The 23,131-nt window shown below is 48.3% G+C and carries 16 protein-coding genes and 1 pseudogene; 6 read left to right on the top strand and 11 right to left on the bottom strand.

Going from position 1 to position 23,131, the window contains the following annotated elements; translation table 11 throughout:
* The first annotated feature begins 104 nt into the window (after positions 1 to 104).
* Together pnp and ACOJS8_RS09015 are read left to right on the top strand one after the other, a co-directional pair.
* Positions 105 to 2,231, top strand: coding sequence for a polyribonucleotide nucleotidyltransferase (gene pnp / locus ACOJS8_RS09020; protein ID WP_420148209.1), 2,127 nt, complete (start codon positions 105 to 107; stop codon positions 2,229 to 2,231).
* A 75-nt stretch (positions 2,232 to 2,306) separates the two neighbouring features.
* Entirely contained in the window at positions 2,307 to 3,170 is an 864-nt protein-coding gene (locus ACOJS8_RS09015) for a sigma-70 family RNA polymerase sigma factor (RefSeq protein WP_009282104.1), read from the top strand.
* A gap of 118 nt (positions 3,171 to 3,288) precedes the next feature.
* Here ACOJS8_RS09015 and ACOJS8_RS09010 read toward each other — a convergent pair whose 3' ends face one another.
* The 3 genes from ACOJS8_RS09010 to ACOJS8_RS09000 all read right to left on the bottom strand — a co-directional run bounded on the left by ACOJS8_RS09010 (position 3,289) and on the right by ACOJS8_RS09000 (position 9,292).
* Positions 3,289 to 4,425 (bottom strand): SPOR domain-containing protein, encoded by a 1,137-nt coding sequence (locus ACOJS8_RS09010; protein WP_420148208.1) that lies wholly within the window; start codon positions 4,423 to 4,425, stop codon positions 3,289 to 3,291.
* A gap of 18 nt (positions 4,426 to 4,443) precedes the next feature.
* Positions 4,444 to 6,135 carry a TonB-dependent receptor gene (locus ACOJS8_RS09005; RefSeq protein WP_420148207.1) on the bottom strand — a complete coding sequence of 564 codons (1,692 nt, stop codon included), beginning with the start codon at positions 6,133 to 6,135 and terminating at the stop codon, positions 4,444 to 4,446.
* Positions 6,136 to 6,229: 94 nt separating this feature from the next.
* The gene (locus tag ACOJS8_RS09000) at positions 6,230 to 9,292 is read right to left on the bottom strand and encodes a tetratricopeptide repeat protein (RefSeq protein ID WP_420148206.1); all 3,063 of its coding nucleotides are present in this window, start codon (positions 9,290 to 9,292) and stop codon (positions 6,230 to 6,232) included.
* 133 nt (positions 9,293 to 9,425) lie between these two features.
* Between ACOJS8_RS09000 and ACOJS8_RS08995 the strand changes: the two genes are divergently transcribed.
* Together ACOJS8_RS08995 and ACOJS8_RS08990 are read left to right on the top strand one after the other, a co-directional pair.
* Positions 9,426 to 11,282, top strand: a complete 1,857-nt coding sequence (locus tag ACOJS8_RS08995; RefSeq protein ID WP_420148205.1) for a M61 family metallopeptidase — start codon at positions 9,426 to 9,428, stop codon at positions 11,280 to 11,282.
* A gap of 219 nt (positions 11,283 to 11,501) precedes the next feature.
* Positions 11,502 to 12,716 carry a hypothetical protein gene (locus tag ACOJS8_RS08990; RefSeq protein WP_420148204.1) on the top strand — a complete coding sequence of 405 codons (1,215 nt, stop codon included), beginning with the start codon at positions 11,502 to 11,504 and terminating at the stop codon, positions 12,714 to 12,716.
* A gap of 24 nt (positions 12,717 to 12,740) precedes the next feature.
* Here the strand turns inward: ACOJS8_RS08990 and ACOJS8_RS08985 are convergent, their stop codons facing one another.
* From ACOJS8_RS08985 to topA, 7 genes are all read right to left on the bottom strand, one after another.
* Entirely contained in the window at positions 12,741 to 13,172 is a 432-nt protein-coding gene (locus ACOJS8_RS08985; RefSeq protein ID WP_420148203.1) for a hypothetical protein, read from the bottom strand.
* Positions 13,173 to 13,208: 36 nt separating this feature from the next.
* A complete protein-coding gene (locus ACOJS8_RS08980; RefSeq protein ID WP_420148202.1) occupies positions 13,209 to 13,592 on the bottom strand; it encodes an iron chaperone in 384 nt (127 codons plus the stop codon).
* Between the two features lie 60 nt (positions 13,593 to 13,652).
* Positions 13,653 to 13,829, bottom strand: coding sequence for a hypothetical protein (locus tag ACOJS8_RS08975; protein WP_420148201.1), 177 nt, complete (start codon positions 13,827 to 13,829; stop codon positions 13,653 to 13,655).
* 1 nt (position 13,830) lies between these two features.
* A complete protein-coding gene (locus ACOJS8_RS08970; RefSeq protein WP_420148200.1) occupies positions 13,831 to 14,361 on the bottom strand; it encodes a hypothetical protein in 531 nt (176 codons plus the stop codon).
* A gap of 71 nt (positions 14,362 to 14,432) precedes the next feature.
* Positions 14,433 to 15,125 (bottom strand): SIR2 family NAD-dependent protein deacylase, encoded by a 693-nt coding sequence (locus tag ACOJS8_RS08965; protein ID WP_420148199.1) that lies wholly within the window; start codon positions 15,123 to 15,125, stop codon positions 14,433 to 14,435.
* Between the two features lie 84 nt (positions 15,126 to 15,209).
* Positions 15,210 to 17,510 carry a family 20 glycosylhydrolase gene (locus ACOJS8_RS08960; protein WP_420148198.1) on the bottom strand — a complete coding sequence of 767 codons (2,301 nt, stop codon included), beginning with the start codon at positions 17,508 to 17,510 and terminating at the stop codon, positions 15,210 to 15,212.
* Positions 17,511 to 17,858: 348 nt separating this feature from the next.
* Entirely contained in the window at positions 17,859 to 20,567 is a 2,709-nt protein-coding gene (topA, locus tag ACOJS8_RS08955) for a type I DNA topoisomerase (RefSeq protein ID WP_420148197.1), read from the bottom strand.
* Positions 20,568 to 21,003: 436 nt separating this feature from the next.
* Between topA and ACOJS8_RS08950 the strand changes: the two genes are divergently transcribed.
* Complete coding sequence (locus tag ACOJS8_RS08950; protein WP_420148196.1) at positions 21,004 to 22,173, top strand: hypothetical protein; 1,170 nt, start codon at positions 21,004 to 21,006, stop codon at positions 22,171 to 22,173.
* Between the two features lie 36 nt (positions 22,174 to 22,209).
* Positions 22,210 to 22,677 (top strand): GNAT family N-acetyltransferase, encoded by a 468-nt coding sequence (locus ACOJS8_RS08945; protein ID WP_420148195.1) that lies wholly within the window; start codon positions 22,210 to 22,212, stop codon positions 22,675 to 22,677.
* Between the two features lie 146 nt (positions 22,678 to 22,823).
* Here the strand turns inward: ACOJS8_RS08945 and ACOJS8_RS08940 are convergent.
* Positions 22,824 to 23,131: pseudogene (locus tag ACOJS8_RS08940) on the bottom strand (NADP-dependent phosphogluconate dehydrogenase); the annotation flags it as partial.

Below are 23,131 nucleotides of genomic sequence, written 5' to 3'. Positions count from 1 at the left end.
GATGAGTGTGGTAGAGAAACAATTAACGAGAGTTAATAAATGAGGTATGATTTACAATAACGTAGATCGAAAAGCTGTAAGAGGACGTATTCAAAATCTGTTTTATGTTTCAAATTACCACGCAATCCGTTGCGTTGCCTGACGGGCGGGAAATTACCATCGAAACCGGAAAAATGGCTCGACAAGCCGATGGCGCGGTGGTTGTACGGTTGGGTGACACAATGTTGTTAGCCACTGTTGTATCAAGTAAAGAAGCCAAAGAAGGCGTTGATTTCCTACCTTTATCGGTTGATTATCAAGAGAAGTTTGCTTCAGCAGGACGTATTCCTGGCAGCTTTCAGCGTCGGGAGGGACGATTAGGCGATCATGAGATCCTGATTAGTCGCTTAGTAGACCGTGCACTACGTCCTATTTTCCCTGAAGACTACCATGCCGATACACAGGTAATTATTACCTTAATTTCAGCCGATCCTGAAGTGCAGCCTGATGCGTTAGCCGCATTGGCTGCGTCATCAGCATTAGCCGTATCGGATATCCCATTCAATGGGCCTATTTCAGAAGTGCGTGTGGCTAAAGTTGACGGTCAATATAAAATCAATCCGAAATCGGCTGACATTGAACGGGCAACTCTTGACCTGATTGTTGCTGCTACCGAGAAAGATATTTGTATGGTAGAAGGCGAAATGGATGAATGTTCAGAAGCCGAAGTCATAGAAGCCCTGAAAGCAGCTCACGACGCTATCAAAATACAATGTCAGGCTCAAAAGGAATTGGAAGCGAAAGTTGGCAAAACCGAAAAACGTGTATATAGCCACGAAACGCACGATGAAACCCTACGGGCTGCCGTTCGGGAAAATAACTACGGAAAAATTTATGACGTAGCCCGCCAGCAAAATGCCAGCAAAAAAGGTCGTTCTGATAGTTTTAGAAAAATACGTGAAGAGTACCTGGCAACGTTTGGGGATGATTCAGAAGTAGACGAAAGCTTGATAAAAACCTATCTTCATGATTTGGAATGGGAAGCGTCTCGTCGTTTAGTCCTTGATGAGCGTGTGCGTCTCGATGGCCGGAAATTAGACGAAATTCGTCCTATTTCGACTGAGGTGGGCCTTCTGCCTGGCCCTCACGGTTCGGCGCTGTTCACACGTGGAGAAACTCAATCTCTGACAACCGTGACCCTCGGCACTAAGATTGATGAGCAAATTGTTGATCAGGCTATGCATCAAGGGTATGCCAAGTTTCTGCTTCACTATAATTTTCCAGGCTTCTCAACGGGTGAAGTAAAACCAAATCGGGGGGCTGGTCGTCGCGAAATCGGTCACGGAAATCTGGCGCATCGGTCATTGAAGAAGGTATTACCACCTGAAGCCGAAAATCCTTACACGATTCGGGTTGTTTCAGATATTCTGGAATCGAACGGATCATCGTCCATGGCAACTGTTTGTGCAGGCACAATGGCTCTGATGGATGCTGGTATTAAAATCAAGGCACCGGTTGCAGGTATAGCCATGGGCCTAATTTCGGACGGTGACAAATATGCTGTGTTGTCGGATATCCTGGGCGATGAAGATCACCTTGGCGACATGGACTTCAAGGTAACAGGCACCGAAAAAGGTATTGTTGCCTGTCAGATGGACCTGAAAGTGAATGGGCTGTCGTATGAAGTGCTGGCGCAGGCGCTGGAACAAGCCCGCATTGGCCGGCTGCACATTCTGGGTGAGATGAAGAAAGGAATCGCCGAGGTTCGCTCAGATCTCAAACCGCACGCTCCCCGTGCTATTGTTATTAAGATTGACACGAATCAAATTGGTGCTGTTATTGGACCTGGCGGTAAAGTTGTTCAGGATATCCAGAAAGACTCCGGCGCTGTTGTTAATATTGACGAACGCGACAATGCTGGTTGGGTAAGCATTTTTGCTACCAATAAAGAAAGCATGGATAAGGCCGTGTCACGCGTGAAAGGTATTGTAGCTGTGCCCGAGGTGGGTGAGACATACGTGGGCAAGGTGAAAACCATTCAACCATTCGGAGCCTTCGTGGAATTCATGCCAGGCAAAGATGGACTTTTGCATATTTCCGAGATTAAATGGGAACGTCTGGAGTCGATGGAAGGCGTATTGCAGGTTGGTGAAGAAGTAACTGTAAAATTGATCGATATCGATAAAAAGACAGGAAAATACCGCTTGTCGCGTAAAGCACTGCTTCCAAAGCCAGAGAACAAAAACGCGTAAGTCGTTGTTACTTTTTTAAGTAATGCATAGTCCAATAATAGCGTTACATAGTTATTCCACCGGGGAAAACGTATCATGAGACAGCTAAAGATTTCAAAACAGATTACCAACCGTGAGAGCCAGTCGTTAGACAAATACTTACAGGAAATTGGTAAAGTAGACCTGCTTACGCCCGATGAGGAAGTAACGCTGGCCCAAAAAATACGGGAAGGCGATCAACTGTCGCTGGAACGACTAACGAAAGCAAACCTGCGTTTTGTGGTGTCTGTTGCTAAACAATACCAGAACCAGGGCTTGTCGTTAGGCGATTTGATCAATGAAGGAAACTTAGGATTAATTAAGGCCGCCCAGCGTTTCGACGAAACACGCGGGTTTAAATTCATTTCGTACGCCGTATGGTGGATTCGTCAGTCCATTCTGCAGGCCTTGGCCGAACAGTCGCGGATTGTTCGCTTACCACTTAACCGGGTTGGTTCGCTGAATAAAATTTCGAAAACCTTCTCGGACCTTGAGCAAAAATTCGAGCGCGAACCGTCGCCGGAAGAATTGGCCGCAGTACTCGAAATTTCAGCTGCTGAAGTTGTCGATACACTAAAGATTTCGGGTCGTCACGTATCTATGGACGCTCCTTTTGTACAAGGAGAAGAAAACAGTTTGCTGGATGTACTCGAGAACGATGGTGAAGATAAACCTGACTCAGGCCTAATCAACGATTCGCTACGTAAAGAAGTGCAACGTGCTCTCTCAACGCTGACGCAGCGCGAGGCCGATGTGATCACACTTTATTTTGGTTTGAATGGCGAACACGCGATGACGCTCGAGGAGATTGGTGAGAAATTCAACCTGACTCGTGAGCGGGTTAGGCAGATAAAAGAAAAAGCCATTCGTCGGTTGCGTCATACATCCAGGTCGAAAGCCCTTAAGACGTATTTAGGCTAAAAGTTTCGTTTCAGCGTCTTGTGGTCGATCCTGCTTTTACGGCAATCGTAACGTAAGACAACCTAACAAAAAAGGCAGTTCATTATGAACTGCCTTTTTTGTTAGGTTGTCTTACTAGCTATTTTGTATAAATCCAGGCGGTTGAGCCAATCACCTTACTGATGGCCGGAATGTGAGACTGAAGTTCCGCTTTATCATCAGAACCGATCGCAGCCACTTTATAACGTAATGCTTTTCGTCCCTGAACGATGACGTAAGCATCTGTATAGCCAGCTTTATGTAAATAGTTCACCAGGGGCAAAGCCTTCTCTTTCCTGGAAAATACGCCAGCAATAATTGTAAAGTGTTTACTGGGATGTAACGCAGGAGCTATATCTACTGGAGGTGCATTCTTGGTCATCTCTTCTGGTTTAGCGACAACTTCGCCATTGACGGTAGTTTCCGTCGTAACTGGAGTAGGCGCAACCACCGCAGGTACGACAGGTGCTGGTTCTAGAGTCGGTTTGTCAGCAGGAGTGGTTATTGGCGCAATCGATTTATGACTTACCACAACCTTTTTCGGCATATCCTTCACTTCTGCTGACGTAGTAAAGGCGGCTGGTATCCTGAACAGATTAGCCGGGTCTAAACTGCTCTGCAGAGGTTGGTCGGGTTTGATAACCGAAAAATAGCTAACCAAACCTAATGAGCCAACGAGTAGGGCCGCAGCAGCCACGCGCCAGTAGGGGCGGGCAGGTTGCAAGGGAGTTAACGTTACGTCTTCGTCCCGAACAAGTACAGGGCCAAGCGTTGTAACAGGTACTGCTTCAATTGGTTTTTCTACCGGAGCAGGACGGTTAACTAACTGTACCGAAAGGGCACTCATGCCGAAAGCTTCACCGAAAAAATTATGCCGCAGACTGGGATCAAATTGGAGTTTTGCTTCAGTATTGCGGCTAAACGTACCAATGCCATCTAATTCAAAGTGACCTGTTACGTCAACTTGTTCCCGTAGCTCTTCTACAAATACATTAATGTGCCGTTGAGCTCCCTCGCGGGTTACGGGCTCATGTAACATGATGTAATTGGCCAGAATACCATCGTCAAAACGAAGGGCTTCATTAAAAGCAACGCGCTTGCGGGGAGGGAGGTAAAGGCCGCTGGCTTCGGAAAAGGCTGCCGGTTGATAGTGTGTCAGAAAAGCGCCAAACTCGGGAACAACTACACAGTCGTATTGATACAGCAGCTTTTTGAGATAATCGTTAACGGAAGCCATAGTATGCGCCGGTGGGGATTAGAATGAGTAACTGATTCCGCCGAGAAAGTTAAGGCCTTGCGACTGATAATACAAATACCGCTGGTAATTCTGGCTAAAGATATTATTTAACGACACGAACGCAGATACCTGTTTTCCTAGGAAATAGTCAATTTTAACGTTGGCGTCATAGATCGGTTTTAGGGTGTAGAGCACGTTAGAAGTAAAGTTTTTGTTGACGATGCCCTGATAAAAATACAAATCGGCCGTAACGAATAATTTTTTATCCAGAATGTAAGAGTTCGTCCAGGTAACAGTTGTTTGCGGACGGCCCCAGGCTTGTTCAAGACGTTCGAGATCGTAGCCAAAAAAATCAGCTTTCAGTGCTGAGCGGAATTTATCTTTTAGCGCATAACCAAGCTGCCCGGATACGGTCAATACGTTTGAAAGACCTCCATCATAAAGCACCGCAAACTTGGTTGTGTCAGGCTGCGAATTGTTGAATGTAGAGAAATTCCGGTAGCGAGCGTAGGAAACCTTACCTTCATACGAGAAGCCTAAGCCCAGATTACCTTTTGTTCCGGCGTAGACATCCAGCGACTTGATTGTATTCGCTAACACGACCTGAGGGGCAAGCCATTTGTTTTCGCCCAGCAACGATCGTAGTGTATTTCGGTTAATATCGCCGTCGACCCCCGCAAATACGTGAATGTTTCCTGTTGGAACAAAGTCGATGTCAATGACTGGAAAAGCCCGCGTGTCGTTGATGTTCTGACGTTTATCGGTCTGATTAACGGCGTTAATCCCCGCTGTGATGGTAAATTGGGGAGAGGTGTATTTGAAGGTTGGTTTTACCCGAAAAAGATTTCGGTTATCCACAATGGAGCCGTCGGAGCGTTGCGTTACGTAGGCATCAGCTGCAACAAGTGCCACAATATTATCGGTAATGCCAAGGGATGCGTTGAGATTAGTACCCCAGTCCGTTTCGGATGCATTGAACCGATCTTTAAGCGATGTAATACCCGTACGAAGAGAGTAATCAATCGCATTTTCGGTTTTGGCGTTTTCAATACCTAATTTAAAATTGACGGTATTCAAGTTTTGCTTGATTAAGTCAGGATTAAAGCTCGGTGAGGCTGCGTACTCGCGACTATATCCGTAGAAGTTGTAAGCGTTTCGATCAAAACCTAAATCGCCCTGTAGCTTAAACGCATCGGTTAAGTATTTGCCCGTAACCCGAATCCGTGTATCGCTTTGGCTCGAATTCTTGCCATCGACAGGCCCGATACCCGACGATAGGTGTCGTACCGAACCTTCCAGTGATAGATTAGAGAGTGTGTTAAGCCCAACAAATCCTTCACCCAAAAATGAACTGTAGTTCCCGGCGCCCAGCTTCACGTAGTTGCTGTAGCCCGACGTTTCATCAACCTGCGTGGTAGCTGGTGACAATACACCAGGCATTATGCGTGGGTCGCCGACGGTTAGTTTTCGGTCTTCAAATTCATACGTCAGTTTCCGTTGTTCAGCCGAAGGTTTGACGGACGGGATTTTGTTGAAAAGCCGATTGGCAGGCGGTAATGTGATTTTACGGCTCTTTTCGACCGTAATTTCCTGCGTATCAATTTCGCCTTCTTTAGTAGGTCGGGTAGGCTTGGGTTGCTGCTGTGCCCATAGCGTTGCCGACAGCGAAAGGAGCGTAAGGGTGAGAAGGGGGCGGGTTTGATGAATCATACTTTTGATGTATGATATATGATGTATGATGTAAGTATAGGTAATTGCTGCGTGCAACTACGTCCTATAGCATACATCATACATCATACATCGCTTAGTTTTTAGACTCCACCGTAGCCAGTTTCTGTTTGGCTTCAGCGATGATGGTTTCGTCGGATGAGTTTTCGATAATTGAATTCAGTACGGCTTTTGCCTGCGTTGTTTCGTCTAACGCTACGTTGTTGTCGGCGACGAGGATAAACGCCTTGCCTTTCCAGTACTCAAAATCAGCGAATTGCTCGTTGAACTTGAGCAACGTAGTGATCGACTCTTTGTACTTTTTCTGTTTATATAAAATCTCGCCCAGATGGTATTGCGCTTCGGCGCCATTTACATCTTTAGCCAGTGCAATCGTTTTGTCGAATTCAGTCTGAGCGATTTTGTAATCATTTTTAGCCAGAGCCACTTTCCCCAGCATTAGTTGAGCGCGGTTTTGTGCCCCCGGCACTACGCTACCACCTGCTACGATGTCGCGCGCCAGGATAGCCGCAGAATCCAGTTTAGGGTAAACGAAATACGTATCCATCATTCCTAACTGAGCCGTAACCTGTTCAGGTTTTCCGCTGGCTTTGCTGAGAATAACCCGGTAATTCTGAATGGCACGCGGGTAATTCTTCTGTTTCGCTTCCAGATCCGCAGCCCGGGTAGCAGACCGCACTACGTAGTCTGACTTGTTATCGGCAATAATCTGATAATAGGAGCGGAGCGCATTCGCCGGATCATTGGTCTGCCGGTACGATTCTGCTACGTAGTAACGTGCTTCGTTTGTGTTTGGGCTGTTTGGGTACTCCTGCATGAACGTTTGCAGCGATTGGATTGCCTGAGGATACTTACCGTTGGCATAGATTTCCTTGGCGTTATCGAACTGCACGCGCTCCACATCCGTGCTACCTGGATTGCTTTTCTTGTATTGCCCCAGTACCTGCGAAAACTCTTCTGGTCGGCCGGCATCACTCAACGCGTTCTGGATTCCTAGTAGAGCACTTTGCGCCTGCTCAGAGTCGCCGTAGTTGTCCAGAATTCGTTTGTAATCGGCAACGGCCGGATCGTACTGCTGAATGTTTCCGTAAGCAATGGCCCGCTTCAACAGGGCTGCCGGAATGAGCGTGCTGTTGGGCTTATCCTGAATAAGCTTCGTGAAGCCTTGAATGGCTGCCTGATACGAACCTTTCTCAAAATCTACGTTTGCCTTCTGGAATTGCGATTCATCAACGAACCGAGAGTTCGGATATTGACGCTGGACCTGATCAAACTGCGCTTTCGCATCGGAATCCCGGCCGAGGTAGCTCAGCGTAACGGCTTTCTGATACGATGCGTAGTCTTTATCGGCTGCATTTTGAGCAATGGCCTGATCGTACGAACGTAGTGCATTTTCGTATTGTTTTGTCGCCAGATACGAATCTGCCAGACGTATCGTAGCGTCCTGAACCTGTGCCTGATCGTCAGCGCTGGATCGTTTGCTTACAAAATCCCGGAAATACGTAGCGGCATTGCCGTAATCCTTCTTGTTATAATACGCATAACCAAGGCCGTACAAACTTTTCGTTGCATAAGCCGACCCCGATTTCGACACACTGGCGTAGATCGGAATAGCCGTATCGTATTGCTTACCTGCTGAATACGATTCGCCTTTCCAGAATTGGGCAGCCTGTTGTAATTCAGTGTCGACAGGGTACTTCAGCGACTTGTCCAGATTCGCCACCGCTTGCGGATACCGCTCAGCGTTGAAATCGTTCACGCCCTGGTTGTACGTCAACCGCTGATACGTAGCGTTAATCTTTGGCGTACGTTTTTTTAGCCCCTCGATGTACGCAATAGCAGCCGGGTAGTTGTTTGACGCAAAGTAAGCTTCGCCAACGAGTTCGTTCGCTTCGTTCTCAAATTTGCTGTTGGGATATTGCTTTAAAAAAGCCGTCAGTTCCTTCACCGCATCGGCTCCGTTATTCTGATCCAATTGAAGTTTGGCGTGATTGAACCGGGCTTCTTCCTGTATCTCTGGACTAAACGATAACCGGCCTGCCTGATCGAATGCATTTAAAGCATAACTTGGATTCTGGACCTGTAAGTAGCTTACACCCAACGTATAAGCAGCGTATTGTGCGGTTGTATCCTTGCCGCCCGCTAATGTTTTTAACTGCGTAATTGCGTCGTTGTAAGCACCGGTGCGGAATAGCGATTGACCGTAGCGAAACTTCACCGCTCCGGGCGCTTTTGCCCCCGCCGACGTAATGTATTGCTTGTAATAGGGAATCGCTTTCGCGAACTGATTTTGCTGGTAATAAACTTCCGCCGTATACAGCGCAACCTCGCCCATGGCCGAACCGCTGTTCCGTTTAAGCAAAGGTTCGGTATAAGCCAGTAGCTCATCAAACCGGCGTTGCCGATAAAGCGACTGCGCAATCCAGTTCGGTACCTGATTCTGATACGTTGGATTTTTCTCGATACGTCGGAAATCGGCAACAGCTTCGTTGAAATTCCGGTTTCGGAAATTAATCACACCTGCATAATACGAAGCCGCTGGCGCATCGGGCGAGCTACTATCGAGCTTGACCTCATTCAGCAACGGCAGTGCTTTCTGCAAATTCTGCGTATTGTAATAGGAGAGACCCAACTGATACTTATACGTAAGTTGCTGGGAACTGCTGCCTCCTTGCGTAACGGCTTTTTCCAGGAAGTCGATCGCTTTGGTATAATCCTGGCGGGTGTAATAGTACGTACCCAGGTCGCCGTAAAGTTGGGCGGCTTTGGGATGCTGGCTATGGTTCTTAACAAACCGATCAACGAGCAACTCCGCACCAGGTTCATCGATGTACAAACTGGCCAGTGCGATGTAATACTCGGCTTCGACGGCATTTTGATCGCCCGTGTTGAACAGCGTTTGCGAGCCATCGCCCCGGCGCGGTTCCAGATACTGCCGGAACTCATAACGGGCAGCCGCATAATTGGCGCGCTCGAAAAGTTCCAGACCATTGCGGTAATGATAATCCGGTTCGGCATAACTCTGCGTTCGCTGAGCCGTGACTGACAGTGAAGAAAGAAACCCCAGGGTCAGGATGAGCCAACTCAGCGAAAAGCTACCTGACTGGCATTGACCCGTTCGGGTGAGTGAATAGGGCATAGAAGAATGCAAGGATTACGATAAACTTTAAACTGGAAACTACTTATTCTCTGGATTGCGTCGTAGTTTCGCCAATGAATTGGCAAAATTCACGTTTAATCTGGACAAAAAACGAAGGTATTCCTGTTTCCGTATGAAAAAAAACGCCCGGCTCCTGTATTTACTTGCTGTCTGGACCTTTTTTATTTTCCTTTCATCAACCGCCAAGCCTCTCCCAACCGATGACGAAAACCCCGCTGCAACCCCTCCTGGCATAACTTACGTGTTGTCTATGCCCGAGCCGCAGACCCATTATTTTGAAGTCGAAATGCAATTAAAAAATGTTGCTGCTACGACCAGTTCGAAGAAAAATGGGTATCTGGATATTAAAATGCCCGTCTGGACACCGGGTTCTTATCTGATTCGGGAATACGCCAAAAATGTCGAAGCCTTTACAGCAACGGCCGCCGGAAAAGCCGTACGTAGTGAAAAAATACGGAAGAATGCCTGGCGTGTGTACACCGGCGATGACAACGTAACGATTCGCTACCGGGTGTATGCCAACGAACTGACAGTGCGTACCTCCTTTATCGACGCCGATCACGGATACGTAACGCCCGCTGGTATGTTCATGTATCACGATGCCTTAAAAACGTATCCTCATCGCGTTGTCATCCAGCCGTATAAAAATTGGAAACACGTAGCAACCGGTCTAGAACCTGTAGCAGGCGCCAACTTTACGTATGAAGCGCCCGATTTCGATCTGCTGGTCGATTCCCCTATCGAGATTGGTAATCACCGCACGTTCGGGTTTACAGCTTCCGGCATACCGCATACCGTAGTGATGTTTGGCGATGTGGAATACGATGAAAAACGATTACAGGCTGATTACAAGCGTGTTTGCGAAGCAGCCGCATCGGTCGTTGGCGAACATCCCTGCAAACATTACACTTTCATTGTCCATCATATTCCCACAGGTGGTGGAGGGCTGGAGCATCTGAATTCCACTACGTTGGAAACATACCGCAACGCTTATTCCACAGAAGCCAATTACAAAGGGTTTCTGACGCTGGTGGCACACGAATATTTTCACCTCTGGAACGTAAAGCGGATTCGCCCAATCGCGCTCGGACCCTTCGACTATGAGAACGAAAACTACACGCACATGCTCTGGTTGTCAGAGGGTTGTACGTCGTTTTATGAAGATTACATTTTACGTAGGGCGGGTTTCCATACACCCGAAACGTACCTCAATATTGTTGCCAACGACATTACAGGTATCGAGAATCAGCCGGGTGTTCGGGTGCAGTCGGCGGCTGAGTCGAGCTGGGATGCGTGGATTAAAGGCTACCGACCGAACGAGAACTCAAACAATACCACTATTTCGTATTACAGCAAAGGAAGCGTATTGGGTACGTTGCTGAATCTGGCGATTCTGGCCGGTAGCAACGGCGAACGTAGCATGGACGACCTGATGCGGTTCCTCTATAACGAATATTACAAGAAGCAGAAGCGCGGTTTTACGGATGATGAATTCCGGAAGGCCGCCGAGCAAATCGCCGGGCGGAGTCTTGATGACTTTTTCAGCATTGGCGTCAACTCGGCTGAACCAATCAATTACAATACGTATTTCGAGCCTGTGGGCTTGCAGCTAACCAACGTAGCAGCGAAAACGCAGGATGGTTTTCTGGGCGTAGGCATATCGGCTGCAGGAGGAAAATCGACCGTTACAAGTGTGCGTCGAGGATCGGCTGCGTATACCGACGGACTAAATGTTGGCGACGAAATTCTATCCGTCGATAGCGTTCGGGTCGGCGATGATCTGCTACGTCTGATCAGCAATCGGCAAGTGGGCGAAACCTTAAAAGTACTTGTCAACCGATCGGGGCTGCTTCGCGAGATTCCCGTTACGCTCACGCCGAACCCATTAGCCAGTTATCGATTAACACAACTGCCAAACGTAACACCTGAACAAAAAGCGCTGTATAACAAATGGTTGTATATCAAATAAACAATCAGGCCCGGTAGATTACCGGGCCTGATTTGTTTTATAGTACGTCTGCTTCCTTGAGCGGCCGAATTATTGACTTGAATTAAATAAGCGCCGAAATGGGATGTGGTGTCGGGTTTGAGAATCCGACACCACGACCGCCCATAACTCCAATTCGGCGGTTAATTTATGCAACTCAATAATTCGACCGCTTAGGGAAAGGTCAATACGTATTGTCTTATGCCTCAGCCAGAAACTCTTCTCACGCAACCTGCTACGTTAACGGCTACCCCCGCCCGCGTTGAATCCATCGATATTTTACGGGCTCTCACGATGATCCTGATGATTTTTGTCAATGATCTATGGTCGCTAAAAGGTATTCCACTCTGGCTGGAACACGTATCGCACGAGGCCGATGGGATGGGATTGGCTGATTCTGTTTTTCCGGCTTTTCTGTTTATTGTGGGCATGTCGCTGCCGTTTGCGATCAATGCCCGCCGGAAAAAAGGAGATTCGGGCGCTACGTTGGTCGGGCATGTCATCAGCCGGTCGATTGCGCTGCTGGTGATGGGTGTTTTTCTGGTCAATGGCGAATCCATCAGCGAAGCCACAACGGGCCTGACGCGAGCCGGTTGGAATACGTTATCGTGTTTATCATTCATCCTGATCTGGAACGCTTATCCAAAAACCGTAGCAAAATGGGTTCTTTACGGCAGCAAAGGACTTGGAATAGCCGTCTTACTCATACTGGCTTTTATCTATCGGGGTGAAGAAGAACCTCGTTTTGCGACACACTGGTGGGGGATTCTGGGCCTGATTGGCTGGGCGTATCTGGCGGCTTCTCTAGTTACGGTATTCGCCCGAAATCGACTGCTGTTTCTTGTATCAGCCTGGACAATCTTCGTGCTACTAAGTATAGCCAACCACGCGGATTTGTTGCCCGAAGCTATCCACGTTATTCCCGGTGCCATTAGTGGTGGTACGTTAGTCGGGCTGACGATGGGGGGAGTCGTAATCGCTACGTTGTTTCAGACGTACCGCAATCGGGGCGATAATACCAAAATGACACTCGTTTTTCTGGCCATTGCCATCATACTGATCGGATTGGCAATCTACACGCGCCAGTTCTGGGGAATCAGTAAACTTCGGGAGACCCCCGCCTGGCTTTTCCTGTGTAGTGCCTTAACGATTCTGGCCTTCATCGGCATCTATTGGCTCACCGATGTTGCGGGTAAAGCCAACTGGTTTACTCTGATCAAACCCGCCGGAACCGATACGCTGCTCTGCTACCTGATGCCGTATTTTGCCTACGCCTTCATGGGTTTCCTGCACCTACGCCTTCCCGAAGTGGTGTTGATTGGTAGTATTGGCCTGTTGAAATCCTTCCTCTTTGCGCTTCTGTGTGCCTGGATTACGGGTCGATTGAATCGGGCAGGAGTGAAGTTGAAGTTGTGAAATCTCTACCTGATTAAGCCTGATTCAATTGAAATAGGATGATTTCAGAAGCTTCATGGCTTTCTTTTCGTCCTGCGCGCAAACAGTACAGAACGTACCAATGCCGTTGACAGGACCTTCATATTCCCAAGAGAATGTTTTGGCGTAGTTGGTTTTGGAATTGGTCACTTTTAAACTAGTGCCAACTGGTTTAATCGTCAGGATCGTGTTGTTGGGAAACTGGACGGTGAAGCCCGAAGTGCCCGCTTGAGCAACGTAACGGACGTTGACTTCTTTCCGATCTTTGCCGTACATATACGTAACGTTTTGCCGCCTTCCGTCTTTCACCCAAAAACTTAAATGCTCATACGTATTAGTGCCGGGTTCGCCGTAAGCATAATTGGCAACTTTGCTTTGTGCGTTGGCGATTATACTGATAAATAAGGATGTTAAGAAAATAAGGCTGATTTTGTTCACGGTAATTGACTGATGGTTTACTAATCAATAATCCGTTTAACCCTTCTTTGTTTTCGGTTTTGTTGCTTTGCCCAGATTCTCTTCGACGCGGTACGTTACCATTCGGGCAATCAGATCCAGGGGCATCGGTTGGTCGAGCGGAAATTGTATTGAGCCTTTTCCTTGTTTGTAAGCCGAAAGCTCTTGCTGAAACGCTTCATTGCCTTTCGGCGTCGCGTAAAAACCGATATGGTTTTTGAATCCGGCGAAATAAACCAGGTTACCGTTTAACGTGAACGTCGGCATAGCGTACTTAACCGTTTCTGTAGCGTCTGGTGCTGCTTTTTTGATTGTCTCGCGAACCTGTTGCAGTTTCTCCTGAACGTCGGCTGGAAAACCAGCGATGTATTCGTCAATGGTGTTGGGTTTATCCGTTGTCATATGGACTTTGGGTGGTATTTGACACGACTGTGTACTAATTGATAAAGCTCGATAAAGTTATCAGCTTTGAGCAGTACTATGCGAACGTTTGGCTCTTTTGGGTAAGCTAGTTTTGCGTTTTTCTAACTGCTGTTTATCCGCCTTGATAAATGCACTAATCTCCTGCTTTTGCTTATCAGTTAGTGGCTTGCCTTTAATGACAAAATCAACTCCTTCGGGTTCTTTTACATAGCCCATATCATGCAGTTTTAAAATATTTATCAACAAGTCTATTTGCTGCAATGGTATTAATGATCATTAATTGACCACCAAACAATGTCGCTCCTAATGCTTTGGTGTAATGTTCGATCAATTGCGTCTTGGCCGTGAAAGATACATAACCATCAAAGCCATGTTGGAAAGAAACTTTACAGGCATAAGCAACCAAATTTCCGGCAACGCCTTCGTAAAGTTTATTGCTACCACGGTTAAATGGGGCGCTTTCAAGAAGATCCATATAAATGTGATCGGACTGAATTGTAAAACTTATAACCCCTTGAATAATGTTCGGATTATTAACAATCGTTAGCTTATAAACTTCTTTAGTATTGTCGTCCAATTCAATTTTCCAATTGAATGCCCAACTATTCTTTCTTGTCATTTGCTTTACATCAACTTTCGTTAGGCGAAGTACTTCGGTCGCGAAACTATCGCCTGAAATAACATTACGAATCGAGTTGGTGAGGCCGTCAATCTCGAAATCAAGTTCTATTTTCGTACTTTTTTGCACAATGTAATTTACAAAATAAGAGCTGGACTCGCAAAAGGTTTGTTTCAGCGAGCGATAAGAATAAAAGGCTTTTAAGCCTCTGTCAGCAATTGTTCTGCCAACTGCGTCAGGCCAGCCGTAGCGGGTTCGGTGATGAACGTAACGTTAGGGCGTTTCTGCATGGTCGGGATGTTGGGATCTACGACGTAAATGGGGATGCCAGCCCGAACGGCATAGACCAAACCCGCTGCTGGATACACATTTAGCGACGTACCAACCACAATGAAAATATCCGCTTCCTGAGTAATGTCCACAGCTGCGTCCATCATTGGTACCGCTTCGCCAAACCACACGATGTGCGGACGCAGCTGCGAGCCTTTTTCGCAGCGATCGCCCGCTTTCAGCTCCCAGCCGTCGATGTCGTAAATCAGCGATTCGTCGACCGTAGAACGCGATTTAAACAACTCCCCGTGCAGATGCACTACGTTCGAAGAACCCGCTTTTTCGTGTAGGTTATCGACGTTTTGCGTAATGACCGTTACATCGTATTTCTGCTCCAGTTTCACCAGCGCATAGTGCCCGGCATTCGGCTGAACGCTAAGCGCCTGCTTCCGGCGTTGGTTGTAAAAATCCTGCACCAATGTCGGATTTCGTGCCCAGGCTTCAGGCGTTGCAACGTCCTCAATCCGGTGATTTTCCCATAAGCCATCCGACGCCCGGAAGGTCGGAATTCCGCTTTCGGCACTGATGCCCGCTCCTGAGAGAACGACGATTTTTTTTTGCATAGAGGTAAAGGTATTGGGCACAGGGGTAAGGGCATGGGAAAAGTGCTGAATCTGGTGTTTTTACCCTTTGCCCCGCGCCCTCTGCTATTCTACCACAATTTCATCCGTGGCGAACCACGTTTTTTCGCCTGCGTTCGGGTGACCAGCAGGACAGACGCCTACGTTTTTGGCACGTATCCGAACGTAGCGGGCACGAGCGGTTTTGAAATCGGCTACCACAGGCAGAATATCCCACGGGCCGTTCAGTTCATACGTAACAGATTGAGAGATAGCTTCCTTGAAGTCGTTTCCATCTTTTGACAAGGCGATCTCTACCGTCGTTGGCGGGAAGTTTTTCTCTAGAATCACTTTCAGAAAGTTCAGCGATACTTTCGTTACGCTCGTTACGTCGCCGAGATCCAGCGTTACGTCCATATCGCCGAAGAAATTGGCCCACTGCCGCCGGTCGCGTGGAGTTTCACCACGAATACCATCTGTTAGTTTTTTGGTGCTGGCGTCGCTTTTGTTTTCAAGTGAAATGGCATAGGTGTATGGTTTGTTCTTGCCTTTGTGCAGCGTAAACGTCTGTTGCAACCGTCCACCGGTCGACGTAATGGCCTTAATCGTTGTGGTTTTGGTCAACGTAATGGGTCCAATGTACTCCGTACTTTTTTCGTTTGGCTCTTTACCGTTGAGGGTATAAAAAATGCGGCTGTCCGAATCCAGTTTTTTCAGCACGACCTGCAACTGGCCCTGATCGTTCCCCTGCGTTTCGGCCGTAATGTCGAACAGACGCTTGGCGTAATTAACGGGAATTTTCGTCAGCCTGGGCAGGTGATTTTTAAGCCGCTGGGCGAAATCCTCGAAATTGTGCGGCCCTGCCTGCATCCAGCCAAGTTCGGCGATGGCAATTGCACGCGGATACACCATGTACTCAACTGCTTCGGGAGTCGGCGTGTACTCCGTCCAGATGTTTCCCTGCACGCCCAGTACGTATTTTTGTTCGGCAGGCGTCAGTTCGGTGGGCATGGGCTCATAGGCGTACACCTGATCGAGTGGCAGATAGCCGCCAATGGCGAGTGGTTCCGTGATTGGATTGCCCTGATAATAATCCATGTAGCAGGTTCCGGTCGGCGTCATCACTACGTTGTGTTTCTGTTTGGCTGCAGCAATACCACCTTCCGTTCCCCGCCAGCTCATCACCGTAGCGTTTTGGGCCAGACCGCCTTCCAGAATTTCATCCCAACCGATAATGGCCCTTCCTTTGCTCGTCACAAATTTATCGATACGTCGGATGAAGTAGCTCTGAAGCTCATGTTCGTCTTTTAGCTTGTTTTTCTTCATCAAATCCTGGCAGAACGCACTGTTTTTCCAGGCCGTTTTTGGGCATTCATCGCCCCCGATGTGGATGTATTTTCCAGGAAAAAGAGCCATCACTTCCGTCAGTACGTCCTGCAAAAAGCCAAACGTTTTCTCTGAGGGGCAAAACACATCGTCGAACACGCCCCATTTGGCAGCTACCTGGTAGTTTTTGGTCGGTTCACAACCCAACTCCGGGTAAGCCGTTAAAGCAGCTAACGCATGACCCGGCATCTCGATTTCGGGGACAATTGTCACGAACCGGCTCTGCGCGTACTTTACTACGTCCCTGATCTCGTCCTGCGTATAAAAACCACCAACCGGCTTTCCGTCAAACTGTTGCGGGTAATTCTGGAAATACTGTCCAATCAGCGTTTCGCTACGTTTGCTGCCCACCTGCGTAAGTTTCGGATATTTCTTGATTTCGATACGCCAGCCCTGATCATCGGTTAGATGCCAGTGAAACGTATTTTGCTTGTGCATCGCCAGCAGATCGATGTACTTCTTGACGAACGACACAGGCATGAAATGCCGCGATACGTCGAGATGCAGACCCCGGTAAGGGAAACGAGGTTTGTCGGTAATAGCGCATGCAGGCATGGTGAGCGCAGGGCTGGGCGCAGAGAGCGTAGGGCCAACTGGTAAAAGTTGCCGCATGGTTTGAACAGCGTAGAATAAGCCTTTGGCTGTCGACGCTTCGGCCAGAACGCGCGCTGGTGTTACGGTCAGTTTATAGCCTTCGTCGCCGAGGTTCAGCTTCTTGTTCAGTGACAGAAAAATATGCGCGCCCTTGGCCAGCGCCGGGCTTGTTGCCGCAACGGGAATTGCCAGCCCGTTAGCCGCTTTGACCTGATTTACAAAGGTTTGGGCAATCGACTTAACACTGGCATCTGTCGCGGGCGACGTAACAACGCGTGTGCTGGCCGAAAGCGTGAATTGTCCATTCTGTCCAGCGAAACGGGCCGGGAATGGAATGAGGTTGTATTGATTTTCAGTTTGGGCAAATGTTGTGTATGAAAGAAAGAGTAATAAAAACAGGTGTTTCATGCGAAAATGGCAACGTAGCATATGGTTCAAGTGGCAAAATAGCGATGATTTTCCAATATACTTTTAACTGTCCTCTTAGATCGAACCATGAAGGGTGTTGAATTTTCAGCGTTATTAAGATTTAACAGTTTTGTCATTTCGACCAGTAGAGAGAAATCTCAAGCTTGTCTATTTTAGAGTTTTGAGATTTCTCTCTACCGGTCGAAATGACAAAAAGAACAGCGATTGATTGCAAATTCAAGGTTTAAAAGCTATCGTTAATGGGATTCTAATAAACAAAAAATCCCGCTACGTGTCAGTAACGGGATTTAGAAGCTGTAGTACCGAGTCCGAAGATTCGTTACTACGCTATTTCTTCGAAGTCGCTTTCTTCGCTGCCGTTGCGGGTTTTTTCGCGGCTGTGGCCTTTGCCTTGGCCGGCGCTTTCCCTGACGACGTAGCGGCCTTGGTTGCTTTACCGCCAGACGCTTTTCCGGCGGGGGTGGGTTCGTCGCCCGCCAGCTTTAAGCAGTCTTCGAGGGTTAACGTAGCCGGGTCAACATCTTTCGGAATCTTGACGTTCCGTTTGCCGACGGCCAGATACGGTCCATATTGCCCATTGACAACTTTTACATTCGGATTCTCCGGAAACTCCCTGATGTATTTATTCGCTTCAGCTTGCCGCTTGGCCTGAATCAGTTCAATTGCCCGATCTAAGGAAAGCGTTGCTAGCGATTCGTTACGTGGTATCGAGATATATTTATCGTCGAACTTAACGTATGGTCCGAAACGCCCTTTGCCCGTGGTGACAGGCTTCCCTTCAAAGTCGCCCAGGGTTTCGCTCACCGATTCTGCCCGTTTAGCCTGAATTAGCTGAATCGCGCGGTCAGCATCGATCGAGTAGGGGTCATCTTCGCGGGTCAGCGATACGTATTTGTCGTCGTGCTTGACATAGGGACCAAACTTGCCAATGCCAATAATCATCGGTTTGTCTTCAAAGAAACCGATTTCGCGCGGTAACGAGAATAAATCCAGCGCTTCCTGCAATGTAATGGTTTCGATCAACTGACCGTCGCGCAGGTTGGCAAAACGCGGTTTCTCCTCATCGCTGGCTTCACCAATCTGTACGTAGGCACCATAGCGACCCAATCGCGCCGAAACAGGTTTGCCGCTGGCCGGGTCGGCTCCCAGTACCCGCTCGCCAGTTTTGAACGCTACGCCTGATGCCCCCTGAATGTCTTCGATGTTTTTGTGGAAATCGCCGTAGAATCCTTCCAGCATTTTCTGCCAGTTCATCTTTCCATCGGCTATCTCATCAAAGTCTTTCTCGACGGTCGCTGTAAATTTATAATCAACGATGTCGGGGAAATATTCGACCAGAAAATCATTCACGACAATCCCCGTATTAGTTGGGAAAAGCTTGGCTTTTTCGGAGCCGAACGTTTCTTTTCCGCTGGTCTCGTCAATGTGATTATTCTTGAGTGTGTACTCCAGATATTTTCGTTCCTGACCGGGTTTATCCTGTTTGACGACGTAGCCCCGGTTAATAATGGTCGAAATCGTTGGCGCGTACGTCGATGGACGACCGATGCCCATTTCTTCCAGTTTCTTCACCAGTGAAGCTTCCGCGTAGCGCGGTTGCGGGCGGGTGAATTTCTCCGTTGCTTTCATCTGGCCAAGGTTCAGGTTTTGCCCGATCGTCAGCGGAGGCAACATACCTTTTGCATCTTCGTCGCCGTCCTCATCATCTTTCGATTCAAGATACACGCGCAGAAAACCATCAAACTTAATCACCTCGCCCTGAGCGATCAGTTCATTGGGGAACGTAGTGTTTTTAGCCGGAGTCTCTGGACTGAACGTTACTTTTTTGTTCGGATCAAAATCGTCGCCGAATACGTCAAAGCTAAGGTCCTGCTGACCAGCTCCATTTGCGAATTTAATGCCGATCGTTACGGTTGTCCGTTCGAGTTGAGCATCGGCCATTTGAGACGCAATGGCTCGTTTCCAGATCAGTTCGTACAGACGTTTTTGATCGCGATCGGCCCCGGCGTTGCGGTCGTTGAAGTTCGTCGGGCGGATAGCTTCGTGAGCTTCCTGCGCCGATTCGTTCTTGGTCTTGAACTGCCGCGTCTGTACGTATTTCGCACCAAACTCGGTTTCGATTTCAGCTTTGGCTTTGTCGATCGCTTCCTGCGAAAGATTCGTGGAGTCCGTCCGCATGTACGAAATTTTACCAGCTTCGTACAGGTTCTGCGCCAGTCGCATGGTCCGGTCAACCGAGTAGCTCAGTTTACGCGAAGCTTCCTGTTGCAGCGTCGACGTAGTAAACGGTGGCGCCGGCGATTTTTTAGCGGGTTTGACCTCTAAGTTCTTGATGGTGAACGTAGCGCCAATGCAGGCTTCCAGAAATTTACGGGCATCACCCGAGGTCGGGAAGTTTCTGGGAAGTTCGGCGTTCAGGACTTTGTTGCCGTCGACGATGAACTGGGCCGTTACTTTAAACGACGATTTGGCCGAGTGTTTGTCAATTTCGCGTTCGCGCTCCACCACAAGACGTAACGCAACGGATTGTACCCGACCCGCCGACAAGCCCGTACTGCCGCCTTTAATCTTGCGCCAAAGCACGGGCGATAGTTCATAGCCCACTAGCCGGTCCAGTACGCGCCGGGCCTGCTGCGCATTCACCAGATCAACATCGATGGTGCGGGGCGACTTAATGGCGTTCTGAATCGCATTCTTGGTGATTTCGCGGAATACAATTCGCTTGGTGTTGTCGCGCAGTCCCAGCGCTTCCTTCAGGTGCCAGGAGATCGCTTCACCTTCACGGTCATCGTCCGTTGCCAGCCACACTTCCTCCGCCGACTTGGCCAGCGTTTTTAATTCACTGACTAATTTCTTTTTATCCGGTGAAATTTCGTAAGAAGGGCGAAAGCCGTTCACAACGTCGACGGCGAGTCCATCTTTCGGTAAATCACGTACGTGACCGAAGCTGGACTTCACCGTAAAGTCTTTACCCAGGTAGCCTTCGATGGTTTTCGCCTTGGCTGGCGACTCCACTATGACTAAGTTTTTTGACATAATGTAAGGTTCAGATTGAAACTATCTCCGCTGTTTATTGCGAAGCATCTGGATGGACAGAGACGTAATCAGGGCAGAGATTGAGTTAGAAGTCCTGCTTTGACTACGTACCGGGCCAAATATAGACGCAAAAGCACTGACTTGTGCAAGCCAAGTTAGATACGTTACAATAAAACGGAGGGATTGCTGGACCGCTTGAGCGGCTACATAAGGGTAACAATACCTAAGCGCACACAGTTCGCTTTTAGTGGGGAAAATCCTTGTAAATAAGCAAAAAAAGCCTGTTTGGTCAGGTAATAAACCAGTAAATAACGCTGTCCCGAAATAGTTATTGAACTGCATCTGTTGTGCTTAAAAAATTTTTACATTCGCCTATGTCTGATTCGCTTCAAGAGCCATAAATCGGAGATTATCCATCCGTTTTATCCTTTTACAAATGACCACTACACCATCTGTCGATGACGTAATTCGAATTGTCACCCTATCTGATCCGATCGTTCGTAACTTACAAATTACCCAATGTTACTACGAATTATCAGCTGCGTTTGGTGCGCGAACGGGCCCAATAGCTAACTGGTGTACGTTTGCGACCTGGGCGTCGAAACAGGCAGGTCAGACGATTCGTCGGGAGGATTTCCGGCGCAGTATGGAGACCCTGCTTAACACCAATACGCAAACAGAGGCCCTGATTGTTGCAATTGCGCAGGCAGCCAAACAACTCGGATCAAACCTGCCGATGGATAAAATCAGAAAATCCATTTTGGGGCTGCTCATCACTACGTCGGTTGGTCGGGCCAGCGATGCGGTTAGTCGTGGCAATCGAAAGGTATTTGAAGAAATTGGTTTGGAATTCGCCCGGTTCAACGCTACGTGTCTATCGGATAAAACCTTCGATGCGGCTAATCTCGAACGCTTTTGCCAGACGCTACGTCCCGGCCCGCCACCCGATGGGCAACAGTTGCTCCAACAGGCGTTTACGCGTTACTATCAGGCTTTTTTTGAAGAAGATCCGAAAAAACGGGCTGAGCTTCAATTGCTGGCCAATCTGGAAATTGGTTTTCATGAACAAACCCGGCTGCAACCCGAAATTGCCGAATCGCTGGATATGGTGTCGATTGATCCGGAAGACTTCCGGTCACGCCTGATTACGATGTTGTTTCCAACATTCACCGGGTTGTTTGCCCGCATGAAACTGCTGTTCAACGGATTTCTGGGACAGCCTTCACCCTTAGAAAAAGCCATCGAACGATTGTTGTCTATTGCGCGCCAGCAGATTCGGTCGGTCATTACGTTGCATTTGATGACACTTGGCTTACCGAATAACCTGCGATTGCGGTTGAGTCAGGATTTAGCCGCTACGTTCCCCGATTCGCTACGGGAGTTGAGCAATCAGGATTTGCTGGGGTTGCTGAAGCAAATAGATCCAACCTCGAACAGCCTGCGCGACAGTGGCGCCACCGACTGGGCCAATTTACCTGAGCGACTGCATTTCATTGCTGATCTGTTTCGCTGTTACCAGGAAACGCCCGCCCTGGTAGGAGCACCGTTTACACAGGAACAGGTTAAGTTGATGAAAGCCGGGCGGGTTCCGTCAGGGCAGTTGTAAGTTATTACGCCGACAACCTCGACAAACAATCTATTCATGAATAATCTGATATTCAGGAAGGCAACTAAGAATGATCTGCCCGACATTGTTCATATGTTGCTGGATGATACGCTCGGTGCAATGCGGGAGAACCACGACGCTACGTTGCCTGAAAGCTATGTAAACGCTTTTGAGAAAATTCAGGCTGATCCGAATCAGGAATTGACGGTAGTTGAACTGGACGGTGAGCTGGTTGCTACGTTCCAGCTCTCATTTATCCAATATTTGACGTATCAGGGGGGCTTACGGGCGCAAATGGAAGCGGTACGTACCAAGTCAACTTATAGGGGGAAGGGCATCGGGAGGAGCGTGTTTAACTACGCGATTCGTCGGGCTACAGAAAAAGGTTGCCATCTGATCCAGTTGACAACCGATAAGCGACGGCCCGATGCGATTCGGTTTTACGAATCACTGGGTTTTGTTGCATCTCATGAAGGAATGAAATTGACGCTGGCTAACTTCTAGTCTGTCTACAAGAATTTAGGGGTTGTTAATCAACCCGAAAGTTATCAATTATACGTAGTGAATTGGCTACAAACACGTATGGCGTGATAATGAGTAATGTTGTTCATTATCACGCCATACCTTGTTCCGTACGAGGGTGTAATTAACTAGCTATTGTAAGCCGTCGATACCGTATCACCGCCTTCGCCAGTCCAGTTGGTGTGGAAGAACTGACCACGAGGTTTGTCGATACGTTCGTAGGTGTGTGCGCCAAAGTAGTCGCGTTGGGCCTGTAAAAGGTTAGCGGGCAGCCACTCGGAACGGAAACCATCCAGATAACAAAGTGCCGATGTGAGCGCGGGAGCTGCAATGCCGTTGCTCAGGGCAGCCGCGCACACCCGACGCCATCCGGCCTGAGCCGCTTCGATCTTTTGTTTAAAGAAATCGTCGAGCAGCAGGTTTGGTAACGCCGGAT

It is taken from the genome of Spirosoma sp. (assembly GCF_048594605.1).
Lineage (GTDB): Bacteria > Bacteroidota > Bacteroidia > Cytophagales > Spirosomataceae > Spirosoma.
Note: the sequence above shows the minus strand (reverse complement) of the source record. Positions and strands in the feature narration are given on the sequence as shown.